Below are 11,800 nucleotides of genomic sequence, written 5' to 3' on the forward strand. Positions count from 1 at the left end.
AATTAAGTCGAATCCATATACTGACCCTATCGACATTGTTTAGACCCAGAACATTATGTGACAGGGCAAAGTTAAACGCCGTAACGCTGTTCAACGCACAACAACACGCCCTGCCCAGCCAAGAGATAGGAAACAAAAAATGAAACTGTACATTTATGAACATTGCCCCTTTAGCGCCCGCGTCCGTTTTGTTGCAGGCATGCTGAATATTCAACTCGACGTCATCAACATTGCTTATGACGACGAGAGCACCACCACAAACATCATCGGCGCAAAACAAGTTCCTCTTTTGATCAAAGACGATGGTGAAGCCATGGCGGAAAGCTTAGACATCATCAACTACTTCCTTGAATTGGCATCTTCCAATGAAAGCAGCCAACCCTCAGCACTGATTTTAGACTGGCAAAAACAAGCGTTTTTACCGCTACAAAAAGTCGGATATCCGCGTTGGTCAAACATGACGTTACCAGAATTTGCAACAGAAACAGCTAAACAAGCATGGCGTGCAAAAAAAGAAACCGAAGCGTTAAATTTTGAAGCCTTGATTAACGATACACCTGCGATTGCGAAAGAAGTCGCCGCTTTGATAGAACAAACCAAACCCTTGCTCAACCTAAGTTCAGAAAAGCAAACGTCACTGGTTGATCAAGCCATTATGTTTTCCATTCTACGCGGCTTTTTCAGTGCGCCCGAAGTACAATGGGATCCAGCCGTACTTCACTGGATGGCAACCGCTCGTAAAGCGACCAACGTGCCAGTGCTTATCTAAGGAGCGCATCATGAAACAAAGAACAAATAAGCTGTTTGAACCAGCTCAACTGAAAGCGTTGTCACTACAAAACCGCATTGTCATGGCACCAATGACCCGCGCACGCACCACTCAGCCGGGCAACATCCCGAATGAGATGATGGCAACGTATTATCAACAGCGCGCTTCTGCCGGGCTGATCATTACCGAAGCCACACAAATTTCGGACGATTCTCAAGGCTATTCGTTCACACCTGGCGTTTACACCGATGCGCAAGTGGCGGGCTGGCAAGGTGTGACCCAAGCGGTCAAATCACAAGGCGCAGTGATGTTTTGTCAGCTATGGCATGTGGGCAGAGTATCTCACCCAACAATCCAAAATGGTGAACAACCTATCGCGCCATCTGCGCTCGCTCCGGTAGAGACGCAAGTTTGGATTGCGGATGAACAAGGCAACGGCAATATGGTCGATTGTGTTGAGCCACGCGCCATGACACAAGCGGACATCAACCGAGTTGTCGGTGATTTCGCGAACGCAGCCAAACGCGCTATTGAATCGGGTTTTGATGGTGTAGAAATCCACGGCGGGAATGGGTATCTGATAGACCAGTTCTTAAGAACCAATTCAAACCATCGAACAGACAACTACGGCGGTTCACGAGAAAATCGTATCCGTTTTCTTATCGAAGTAGTGGATGCAGTTATCGCCGCTGTTGGTGCGCATCGAGTTGGAGTGAGATTGGCACCATTCATTACGTTTAAAGATATGGACTGCCCAGATATCGTGCCAACGATCTTAGAGGCATCAAAACAGCTACAGGAGCGCGACATTGCCTACTTGCACTTGTCCGAGGCCGATTGGGCCGATGCACCAACGATTCCAGAGACGTTCCGAATCGAACTTAGAAAGCGCTTTCGCAACGCTATCATTGTCGCAGGTCGCTACGATCCTCAACGAGCAAACGAAGTATTAGAGAAAGGCTACGCGGATCTTGTCGCATTCGGACGGCCATTCGTAGCAAACCCAGACTTAGTCTCTCGCTTGCAACATCACCATCCGTTGGCAGAACTCGATGGCTCAACGTTGTTTGGCGGAAACGAACGAGGCTACACCGATTACCCTGCTCTGCAACAGGAATGCGCAGAACAGGCCTAACAAAAAAAGCCCCAACCTAGCTGCTACGGTTGGGGCTGTCACCAAACTAAAATTGGTTTTAGCTAGCTTAATCTGGCTAAGAGTTAAATCACTTCTAACGCGCCGCTGCGCCAAGGTTCGATAACCACTTTGATGTGGTCATTGGGAGTCATTAACTGTCTAAACGCATCTTCCACACCATCGATCCCTACTTTGGCAGTGAGCATTTTCTGCCAAGGCAACTTATGTTCGGCAATCGCTTGTAGGCATTGCTCAAACTCGTGCGGTTGATAGTAGTAAGAGAATCTCAAGTCGAGCTCTTTTACCGTCGCGTACGCGTAGTTAATGATTGCGGGTGTCGTATGGATACCCGAGATGACGATTCGCGCTCGGGCAGGAGCGCGGCGCAGAAAATCGTCAATCAAGGTATGCTTGCCAACACACTCATAAATGACCAGGCGTGAATTCATCGCGTACTGTGCCCCGACGGCGATCTCCTCTTCCTTGGTCGGGTTGATCAATCGATTTGCGCCAAACTCGCTGGCAAGTTGCAGCTTTTCTTCCTGAAGATCGACCGCAAGAATATTGCTGACGCCACGTTGTTTCAGTGCAGCAATCACCGCCAGCCCTATAGGGCCGCAACCGACAACCAGCGCTGTTTCTTCCGTTTCGATTTCACTGCGGTTGACCGCGTGCAAACCGACCGCTAGTGGTTCGGTTAATGCCGCCGCCTCAGACGGCATTCCGTCTGGCACAGGTAGCAATAACGCTTCATCAAGCAGGAAGTACTCAGAGTAAGCGCCATAAGTACCCGGAGTAACACCAACGCCCGCGCCATTTTGGCTGAGCAACATCGGCACTGAGGTGACTCGGCTACCAACGGACAACGTTTGCTGCGTATCGGCACCGTATTCGATAATTTCCGCACAGAACTCATGCCCCAACATCACTTGAGCGTGCTCACCGGCTTCATCAGGCATCAACCCGAGCTGGTGGAATACATCAAATACCTCATCCGCGTGTCGAGTAATGTGAAGGTCGGAGCCACAAATGCCACAAGCTAGACTACGAACCAACACTTGTCCCGCTGCAGGTTGAGGGATTGCGACTTGCTTCAGGCGGACACTACCATCCTGCATTATGATACTGTTCATCTGTTGCATGGGGTTACTCCGCTAGCTCATCGCTTAGGCCAGCAATCGCACCCGGTTTGATGTAGCGCGCAGTGAAGCCTTGTGCTTTGGCAGCGGCAACCACCACTTGCTCAATCCAACCTGCATCCATAATGTTGATGAAGTTACCCTCTTCGTCAAAGTTAATGTTCGCACCTTGGATCACCATAAAGCCATCAGCACCACCCGACTCTTCTGGACAGTGAAAGGTATGAATCGAACCACCTGGCTCATACAAATAACTACCAGCGGTTTGGACTTGTTTTGGGTATTCAATGTAGTGCCAAGCGCCACTCAGTGTATAGAAATGCACCACACCAGTGTGGAAGTGCTTAGGTAAAGTCACGCCCGGTTTGAACTTGGCGCGAATCACCCAAGTCCCGTTTTCTGGATCAAGAAACAGGGGATAAACATCCACACCCGGTAATGCGTCTTTGATGATCGACTCTTCATTGGTATTAAGAGTTAATAAGAAATCTTGGTGCTGAATAACTTCTGGTAATGACATAACTTACATCCTCGCTATTGCTGTAATGTGGCGTACTCGCCTATCCCATAAGTGGGTACTTAAAATTCTCGAAACCGTCAGATGCGCTGATGGTACAACCGTTGATACAGTTGGCTTTCTCGCTGACCAGAAACGCCACCACATCAGCAATCTCTTCTGGTTGTGTGAAGTTTTGACGCATCTGTTCTTTGCGGATGTGGTCCCACAGGCCAATCTCTTCGTATTGCCTTAACATCGGAGTATCAACGCGTCCCGGAGCGACAGCGCAAACACGAATACCCAATGGTGCGAGTTCTAATGCGGCGCATTTGGTCATCATATCGACTGCGGCTTTACTGACGTTGTAGGTAAAGGTCATCTCAGACGCCATTCGTGCGTAAACAGAAGAAGTATTGAGGATCACGCCCGGCGTGCCTTGCGCTTGGAATTGTCTTCCAGAGGCAAGAATGCCGTAGTAGACGCCATTTTGGTTGACCTTAGAGATCGGCTCAAAATCGGCAATTGGGTCGTGGTCAAGCAGAGGTTTCGGTGCACCGATGCCCGCGTTGTTGACCATGATGTCAAGTGAGCCAAATAGTTCGACCGCGTACTTCACCATGGCTTCGACTTGTTGGTAATCGGTAACGTCCGCAACAAAGGTTTCCAACTGCTTAGGGGCAAAACTTGCGTACATTTGCAGTGATTGCTCTGAAATATCGACAGCAAGCACTTTGGCTCCTTGCTCTCTTAGCTTTGCAATAATAGCTTGCCCAATTCCACCCGCAGCGCCAGTCACGATGGCAGTTTTATTGATAAGTTCCATACAGCTTCTCATCCATGCGTTGTTGTTATCGAAATGTAACTTAGATCAACTCACTGGCACTCACTTGACCTTTTACGAAGTAAATTTGATATATTGCGATTTACAACCTGTTAACATTTTAAAATCGAGACATGTATATCGTACGAAGTGGCGCTGCTGATAAATTTGATAGCTTGGTTTCAGAATTAGGTCAGAATCCGCAAGAGATAATGGCCGCTGTTGGCCTGTCTGCCGCGCAGTTTCGCGATCCCGATACCTATCTCGCCTACCCTAGGTTGGCTGAATTACTGGAAGAAGCGGCTGCTCGTTGTCAGCAACCGTTGTTTGGTGCGTTACTCGCTGAGCGTCAAAACCTACAAAGCTTGGGGGACTTACCAATGCTGGTTTCTCGCGCGGAAACGGTTGGTGCTGCCTTGGCGCGGGTGAATGATTTTCTCTATCTACATTCGTCAGGGGTAACTCTCAACATGACGCCACAAGATGATTGGGTACGGTTGTCGCTCAATATTGATGTGCACAGCGAACGAGGTATCGCGCAGTTGATGCAGCTCAGTGTGTCGCATCTGGCGATGTTTGTTGCGAGCTTACTTGATATTGAAGCAAGTCACTTCGCGCTACATTTGACTCAACACGCAACATTGGAAGTAGAAAAAAGCAAGTTTGCCCAGCAGAACAAACTGCGTTTCGGTGATAAGTTTGACGGTATCCTACTTAAAGCGACTCTGCTTAACGCTAAGAACCACCAAGATGAAGACGCACTAGAGCGCCATTTTCAACAGCACCTCAAAGAGCTGCAAACCCGTTACCCCAACAATCTCAGTGACCAAGCAGCAAACATGATTGGCCGTCTGCTCTCAACCGGAGAATGCAGCGTTGAGCGCGTTGCAAGAGCGTTGGACCTGCATCCGAGAATGCTGCAAAACAAGCTGAAACAACAGGGCACAAATTATCGGCAGCTTTTACAACAAGTGCGTCAGGATTTCGCCGAACAGCGATTGCATGAGAATATTCAGAGTATTACCGATATCGCGTTGCAACTGGGCTATGCAGAAACTGCGGTCTTCAGCCGCCACTTTCGTCGCTGGACGGGAAAATCGCCAAGGCAATGGCGACAAGAAAAAACTCAGTTACAAACGTTTAAGCCCATCAGTTAAAAGCATAAATAACCTATCGTTCAAACCAAAAAGTGTGAGGTGGGAGGGTTGGTATCGAGAATTTCAGCAATCACAGATAACCCGTGTTTGATGTAGCCTCGGTTTGTTTCTGCTCCCAAGCTGATTCGCACGTAAGGCATTGGCTGATTAGTATCGAGAACAAACGGTTTATATCCAGTGATCTGCACCCCTGAACGCTTAGCCGAAGCAACCAGATCATCGCTATTCCACTGCTCGGGTAGTCTCAACCAAATGTGCTGTCCATTCGGGTGCGAGCTATAAACATGCCCTTCTAAAGCGGCTTTTGCTATTCGCTGTCGCTTGGCAAACTCATTGACTTGAAAGCGAATAAGTCGATTTAACGTACCGTTTTCGATCCACAAATGAGCAACTTCAAATGGTAATGGAGTCGCAGACCAACTCGTTGCCGCTAAACGACCAATCGCGTGCTGCAAAAAATGACGTGGGACCGTCAGATAGCCAGTGCGCATGCCTGGCGCTACAACTTTGGTTAAACTGGTGACATAGAAAGCTTGTTCGGGTAACAATGTGGCAAGGGGTGGGACACGGTTAGGTTCTAGTGCTCCATACACGTCATCTTCAATTACATAGATGTCGTATTGCTGCGCAATATTCGCTATCGCCTCTCGGCGTTCAACATCCATATGCGCACTAGTCGGGTTAGCCATGCTCGGTGTGCAACACAATACCTTGATTGGTTTGTGTTTACATGCCCATTCAAATGCATCCGGCGTTATACCAAACTCATCCATTTCAAGTGGTTGCAACTTAAATCCAAGCATTCTCGAGCGAGAGATCAAGCCATGATCAACCAAGTGACCACAAGCAACTAAATCACCGTGTTCAACAACTGTGCTTAAAGCCAACGTTAAACCATGGCATGCACCATTTGTGAGTAATATTTGATCGGCCCCCACATCCAGCCCTTGGCTACTTAGAAATCGTACTCCTGACTCAATATGATGAGGCTGACCTGTTACCGGCTTTGCTTTACTGATCAAACCACGATTGTTTGTTTGCCCAGCAATCTCCATTAACGCCTGATTAAAAAGCGTAATGTGGCGATCGGTCACCACTGGATGTGCAATCGACATATCAATTTCATCCGGCGTTTCTTTCATCTCTTGTGTCAGCATGAACTCCGTGTCCGTACTTTCATCCACAAAACCTGATTTGACAAAAGTACCATTCCCAACCCAAGACTCGATCGCCCCTTTTTTCTCTGCATAACCATATGCATGGCTCACCGTTTGTACGCTGACGCCAATTTGCTCTGCAAACTCACGATGTGTGGGTAATCGAGTTCCCGGTTTTAGATAACCACTGCGGACACATTCGACAAGATAGTTACCAATGGAGATGTATTTAGCGGTGCCTGGCCGAATGATCGGGTTCAAAGAAATTGTCATGACACAATATTTTAATTGATTCATTTTTAACGCTCATTGTAACTTCCATTTAACAAATGGCGAACTTTAACTCACAAAACGAGGTGAAATGCACAAAAATAAACCACAATTGTAATGATTGACATGAAATGTATGGGTTAAACAAACATGTTAAACAGCATCGTTCAATCCAAATACAACCCCAGAGGTAAATTGCAATCATTTTTAACGCAGATCTGGCTAGCTGGTAGAAGGTAGAAATACCTCAGCGTCTCCGAAGGCCCATAAGGCGTCGGATTTCTAACAAGGAGAAAATATGAGAGGCGTTGCTTTGCATTTTACACTGGATGAGTTCCAGGATCGGTTAACGAAAGTTCGGCAATCGATGGAAGAAAGAGAATTGGATGTCCTTATCATTCATGACCCTTCTAACATGGCGTGGCTGACAGGCTATGATGGGTGGTCTTTTTACGTGCCACAATGTGTCGTTGTTGGTCCATCTGATGAGCCAGTTTGGTTTGGACGCTGCCAAGATGCCAACGGAGCATACAGGACTGCGTATATGTCGGCAGAAAACATCACCTACTATCCAGACCATTATGTAATGAATCCGCCGCTACACCCGATGGATTTCCTGGTCGAAGCCGTACTGGCTCCGCGCCTTTGGGATCGTGGTCGCATCGGTGTAGAAAAAGATAACTATTACTTTAGCGCCACCGCTTACGAATCACTCACCACGCACCTACCGAATGCTCAACTTCTCGATGCAACTGGACTAGTCAACTGGTGCCGCGCCGTTAAATCCGATCAAGAACTGGCGTACATGTACCGTGCCGCTCGCATTGTTGAAAATATGCACCGTGTCGCGTTCGACATGATTGAACCAGGATTACCGAAACACCACCTTGTTGCCGAGATTAACCGCCAAGCCGTGCTCGGGCATGAAGACCACTTTGGCGATTACACCGCGATTGTGCCGCTTTTGCCATCAGGTTCTGATGCTTCCGCACCTCACCTGACTTGGGATGACAGACCCTTCAAGAAAGGCGAAGGGACGTTTTTTGAAATCGCAGGGGCGCACCGCCGTTACCATTGCCCACTCTCTCGCACTATTTTTCTTGGCGAGCCTGACGACAAGTTTAAACGAGCCGACGAAGCCCTAACTCTAGGACTTGAAGCGGGCTTGAAAGTGGCAAAGCCCGGAAATACCTGCGCCGACATCGCCAATGCACTAAACCAGGTTCTCGATAAAGCGGGATTCTCACGCGAAGGCGCCCGTTGTGGCTATCCAATAGGTTTGAGCTACCCGCCAGATTGGGGGGAACGAACCATGAGTTTGCGAGACACCGATAAAACCATCTTGAGAGAAGGTATGACATTCCATTTTATGCCGGGGCTGTGGTTCAAAGATTGGGGGTTAGAAACAACGGAAAGTATCGTCATTACCCATGATGGAGCAAAAACGCTGTGTGACTTTCCACGCCACTTATTTGTTAAACACTAATTTTTCAAACCTTAAGCTCTGTTGAGCCAGGTCTGAGAACTAAAAGGACTTGATATGCAAAAAAGCTCGATCACAGCCACCATAGACTTTGACCGAGAAGGTGTACAGCACGGCTTTTTAACGCTGCCCTATTCACATGACGACTCCGCTTGGGGCAGTATTATGATACCTATCACCGTGATCAAAAATGGTCACGGACCAACCGCACTGCTTACTGGCGGTAATCACGGAGACGAATACGAAGGCATCACCAGCCTGCTAAAATTGACGAACTCGCTTCAGGCAGATCAAATCCAAGGTCGTGTCATTATTGTACCCATGATGAACTTACCTGCGGTACAAAATGCCTCACGTACGTCGTTTATCGATAAAGGGAATTTAAATCGCAGCTTTCCCGGCAACCCCATAGGCACAGTGACCGAGAAAATTGCGGATTATTTTACTCGTTACCTAGTTCCTAAGTGCGATTTTGCGTTAGACATTCACTCAGGTGGTAAAACGTTAGATATCGTGCCGTTCGCCGCTGCCCATCGTCTCGACAATCTCGATCAAGAAGAAGCCTGCATATTAGGTGCAAAACTGTTTGGCGCACCTTACACCATGATCTTGCTCGAAATGGACGCCACCAGCCTGTATGACACTGCCGTGGAGTCTCAGGGAAAAATCTTTGTTACCACCGAACTAAGAGGAGGCGGAACCAGCACTCCAGAAACCATCGCTTATTCCGACCGTGGCATTCGCAACTTCTTACGCTTCTCAGGCAACTTGCCCGGTGACTACGAACAACCAACCCAACCAACTAAGTTATTAGATATGCCTGATGCAAGTTGTTATGTGCAAAGCCAGCACCACGGCATCACAGAATACTTATTTGATCTTGGCGATACCGTCAAAAAGGGCGATGTATTAGTGAGAATCTTCTCGACCGAGCGCACAGGTACCGCCCCCGTTGAGTACAAGTCACAGCGCAATGGTATTTTCGCGGCGCGTCGTTTTCCTGCTATGGTGAATATCGGTGACACTATCGCAGTTATAGCCGAAGACTGCGGCGAGATAGGCTGATTGAAAAGCCAACTAAAGAAATCAAAACAAATGGCATACCAGAAGCAAACTGGAAAGCACCTTATAACAGCGACCAGTCATCAGCCTTTCATGAAATGATTAGTATTCTACAGGGAGACTCATTATGCGCCTCGATCGCTACGACGTAAAAATTCTACAAATACTTCATGATAATGGTCGTATCACCAAATCTCACCTTGCCGAGGCCATCAACCTATCCGTGAGCCCTTGCTGGGAGCGCGTCAAAAAACTGGAAGAAGCAGGCATCATTGAAGGCTACGGAGCAAGAGTAAATACCGATATTTTGTTCAAACGAACGTCGGTTATGGTTGAAGTTACGCTCAAAGAACACAACGCCCAAGCGTTCAAACGCTTCGAGCAACTGGTTCAACATTCACCAGAAGTCACTGATTGCTATGCCACGGGCGGTGGTGTCGATTACATCCTTAAAATTCAGTCAGAAGATATCGACCAATATCAGCGGCTTATCGACAACTGGTTAGACTCAGATGTGGGCATTGAGCGCTACTTTACTTACATTGTGACAAAAACAATCAAACGTGATGCGGGCACATTCGAAGTAAACCAAAACGCTTTGTTATAAAAGGGAAAATGCGCATCAGACGTGAACAGAAAAAACACCATATTTAACGGCACTAAAAAGAAAGTTCTGACGTTTTAAACCTCGGTATCAGAAATTATTTCGGTCACTTCTCCATTACAGTTTCATTATGGACAACGATGCTGGGAGAAGGACTCATGACAGCACTGCACAGCTTACATGCAGAGGAATTAAAAGCCTCGCACGACATGATGGCGATAATGAAAGACGTACGTTTGGTGAGAGGTTTAGCGTACGTAAATGGCAAATGGGTAAGTGGTGATCAATTTCATCCGGTGGATAATCCAGCAGATGGCACGGTCATCGGTTACATCACTAAGCTTTCTCAGCAACAACTCTATCAAGCGATTGATGAAGCCGACCAAGCCTTTCGTCAATGGCGAAAAATGCAAGCAGAAGAGCGCGCTGAAATTCTCATGCGTTGGCACGACCTGATTCTAGAATCAAAGCAAGATCTTGCTCATTTGATGGTGATGGAGCAAGGAAAAATACTAGGTGATGCTGTAGGTGAGATTGACTACGGCGCATCCTTTGTTCGTTGGTTTGCCGAAGAATCACGCCGCTGTTATGGCGAAACCATCCCAAGTCATATTCCGAATGCGCAGCTATCAACGGTGCGCGAGCCAATTGGTGTCGCAGCACTGATTACGCCATGGAACTTTCCTAATGCCATGATCACACGCAAAGCCGCAGCCGCACTAGCAATAGGCTGTCCGGTGCTCATTAAGCCCGCCAGTGAAACGCCTTTTTCTGCGTTAGCGTTGGCAGAGTTAGCAGACCGAGCTGGCTTTCCACCTGGTGTATTTAACGTGATCACTGGCGATGCGGTGATGGTGTCACAAACCTTGTGTCACTCCGATAAAGTCAAAGCGCTCTCGTTCACAGGCTCAACTCGAGTAGGCAAACTATTGCTACGCGACGCGGCACAAACCGTGAAGAAGTGCAGTATGGAGCTAGGTGGTAACGCCCCTTTCATCGTGCTGCCAGATATGGATGTCGAGCAAGCAGCCAAAGCCGCCGTGGATGCGAAGTTTCAAACCGCAGGACAAGACTGCTTGGCCGCAAACCGTATTTTCGTCCCTGACGATAAGTACGAAGCGTTTTTGGAAGCGTTTGCCAAAGAAATGAGCCACATCGTTTTGGGCAATGGCTTAGACGAAAAAACCACCATGGGACCACTTATTAATCGCACTGCGGTGGATAAAGCGCATGATTTGGTGCGTGACGCGCTCGACAAAGGCGCGCGATTGGTAGCGGGATACCACCAGCCCGTACCAGGCGAAAACTTCTTCGCGCCGACATTGCTAGCCGATGTAACCCCTGAAATGGCGGTGTATCGCGAAGAGAATTTTTGTCCTGTGGCAGGCGTATTGCCTTACCAAGACTTAGATACCGTGATTGAAATGAGCAACGACACTGAATACGGCTTAGCTGCCTATGTTTATGGTCACGATATCCACCAAATTTGGCACTGCATGCGCGGTTTGGAGTTTGGCATGGTGAGCGTGAACTCCGTCAAAATGACAGGGCACCCTATCCCATTCGGCGGCGTGAAACAGTCTGGTCTTGGACGAGAAGGAAGCCGTCACGGATTTGAAGAATACAGCGAAATCAAATACTGCTGCTTAGGCGCTTTACCAACCGTCAGTGGCAGTTGAGACACGAAATATGGATATCCAATTAT

Annotated in this window: 11 protein-coding genes; 7 read left to right on the forward strand and 4 right to left on the reverse strand. The window is 48.0% G+C overall.

All coding sequences use genetic code 11. The features are described 5' to 3' along the window. The first annotated feature begins 139 nt into the window (after positions 1-139). Positions 140-769 carry a glutaredoxin 2 gene (gene grxB / locus R7E42_RS03300; protein ID WP_318072340.1) on the forward strand — a complete coding sequence of 210 codons (630 nt, stop codon included), beginning with the start codon at positions 140-142 and terminating at the stop codon, positions 767-769. A 10-nt stretch (positions 770-779) separates the two neighbouring features. Continuing rightward, positions 780-1,904, forward strand: coding sequence for an alkene reductase (locus R7E42_RS03305; protein ID WP_318072341.1), 1,125 nt, complete (start codon positions 780-782; stop codon positions 1,902-1,904). 83 nt (positions 1,905-1,987) lie between these two features. Here the strand turns inward: R7E42_RS03305 and R7E42_RS03310 are convergent, their stop codons facing one another. The 3 genes from R7E42_RS03310 to R7E42_RS03320 are packed head-to-tail and all read right to left on the reverse strand — an operon-like array spanning position 1,988 to position 4,365. Further along, the gene (locus R7E42_RS03310) at positions 1,988-3,046 is read right to left on the reverse strand and encodes a zinc-binding dehydrogenase (RefSeq protein WP_318072342.1); all 1,059 of its coding nucleotides are present in this window, start codon (positions 3,044-3,046) and stop codon (positions 1,988-1,990) included. A 4-nt stretch (positions 3,047-3,050) separates the two neighbouring features. After that, positions 3,051-3,563 (reverse strand): 2,4'-dihydroxyacetophenone dioxygenase family protein, encoded by a 513-nt coding sequence (locus R7E42_RS03315; protein WP_318072343.1) that lies wholly within the window; start codon positions 3,561-3,563, stop codon positions 3,051-3,053. 40 nt (positions 3,564-3,603) lie between these two features. Continuing rightward, the gene (locus R7E42_RS03320; RefSeq protein WP_053304589.1) at positions 3,604-4,365 is read right to left on the reverse strand and encodes an SDR family NAD(P)-dependent oxidoreductase; all 762 of its coding nucleotides are present in this window, start codon (positions 4,363-4,365) and stop codon (positions 3,604-3,606) included. A gap of 131 nt (positions 4,366-4,496) precedes the next feature. Between R7E42_RS03320 and R7E42_RS03325 the strand changes: the two genes are divergently transcribed. After that, positions 4,497-5,519, forward strand: a complete 1,023-nt coding sequence (locus R7E42_RS03325) for a helix-turn-helix domain-containing protein (RefSeq protein WP_318072344.1) — start codon at positions 4,497-4,499, stop codon at positions 5,517-5,519. 20 nt (positions 5,520-5,539) lie between these two features. Here R7E42_RS03325 and R7E42_RS03330 read toward each other — a convergent pair whose 3' ends face one another. Further along, complete coding sequence (locus tag R7E42_RS03330; RefSeq protein WP_149192147.1) at positions 5,540-6,973, reverse strand: PLP-dependent aminotransferase family protein; 1,434 nt, start codon at positions 6,971-6,973, stop codon at positions 5,540-5,542. Positions 6,974-7,244: 271 nt separating this feature from the next. Here R7E42_RS03330 and doeA point away from each other — a divergent pair, with 271 nt between their 5' ends. The 4 genes from doeA (at position 7,245) to R7E42_RS03350 (ending at position 11,774) form a co-directional block, all read left to right on the forward strand. Beyond that, positions 7,245-8,432, forward strand: a complete 1,188-nt coding sequence (gene doeA, locus R7E42_RS03335; protein WP_005373780.1) for an ectoine hydrolase DoeA — start codon at positions 7,245-7,247, stop codon at positions 8,430-8,432. A 54-nt stretch (positions 8,433-8,486) separates the two neighbouring features. Next, a complete protein-coding gene (gene doeB, locus R7E42_RS03340) occupies positions 8,487-9,494 on the forward strand; it encodes a N(2)-acetyl-L-2,4-diaminobutanoate deacetylase DoeB (RefSeq protein WP_005373782.1) in 1,008 nt (335 codons plus the stop codon). Between the two features lie 124 nt (positions 9,495-9,618). Beyond that, positions 9,619-10,098: an Lrp/AsnC family transcriptional regulator gene (locus R7E42_RS03345; protein ID WP_054576150.1), complete on the forward strand. Its 480-nt coding sequence runs from the start codon at positions 9,619-9,621 to the stop codon at positions 10,096-10,098. 155 nt (positions 10,099-10,253) lie between these two features. Beyond that, positions 10,254-11,774 carry an NAD-dependent succinate-semialdehyde dehydrogenase gene (locus tag R7E42_RS03350; RefSeq protein WP_017633578.1) on the forward strand — a complete coding sequence of 507 codons (1,521 nt, stop codon included), beginning with the start codon at positions 10,254-10,256 and terminating at the stop codon, positions 11,772-11,774. Positions 11,775-11,800: the final 26 nt, after the last annotated feature.

Origin of the sequence: Vibrio sp. Vb1337, from assembly GCF_033338715.1 — a bacterium.
Classification (GTDB): Bacteria; Pseudomonadota; Gammaproteobacteria; order Enterobacterales; family Vibrionaceae; genus Vibrio; species Vibrio alginolyticus.

Coding starts and splice junctions, on each gene's coding strand:
- grxB (WP_318072340.1), top strand. CDS start 140: ATGAAACTGTACATTTATGAACATTGCCCCTTTAGCGCCCGCGTCCGT.
- R7E42_RS03305 (WP_318072341.1), top strand. CDS start 780: ATGAAACAAAGAACAAATAAGCTGTTTGAACCAGCTCAACTGAAAGCG.
- R7E42_RS03310 (WP_318072342.1), bottom strand. CDS start 3,046: ATGCAACAGATGAACAGTATCATAATGCAGGATGGTAGTGTCCGCCTG.
- R7E42_RS03315 (WP_318072343.1), bottom strand. CDS start 3,563: ATGTCATTACCAGAAGTTATTCAGCACCAAGATTTCTTATTAACTCTT.
- R7E42_RS03320 (WP_053304589.1), bottom strand. CDS start 4,365: ATGGAACTTATCAATAAAACTGCCATCGTGACTGGCGCTGCGGGTGGA.
- R7E42_RS03325 (WP_318072344.1), top strand. CDS start 4,497: ATGTATATCGTACGAAGTGGCGCTGCTGATAAATTTGATAGCTTGGTT.
- R7E42_RS03330 (WP_149192147.1), bottom strand. CDS start 6,973: ATGAATCAATTAAAATATTGTGTCATGACAATTTCTTTGAACCCGATC.
- doeA (WP_005373780.1), top strand. CDS start 7,245: ATGAGAGGCGTTGCTTTGCATTTTACACTGGATGAGTTCCAGGATCGG.
- doeB (WP_005373782.1), top strand. CDS start 8,487: ATGCAAAAAAGCTCGATCACAGCCACCATAGACTTTGACCGAGAAGGT.
- R7E42_RS03345 (WP_054576150.1), top strand. CDS start 9,619: ATGCGCCTCGATCGCTACGACGTAAAAATTCTACAAATACTTCATGAT.
- R7E42_RS03350 (WP_017633578.1), top strand. CDS start 10,254: ATGACAGCACTGCACAGCTTACATGCAGAGGAATTAAAAGCCTCGCAC.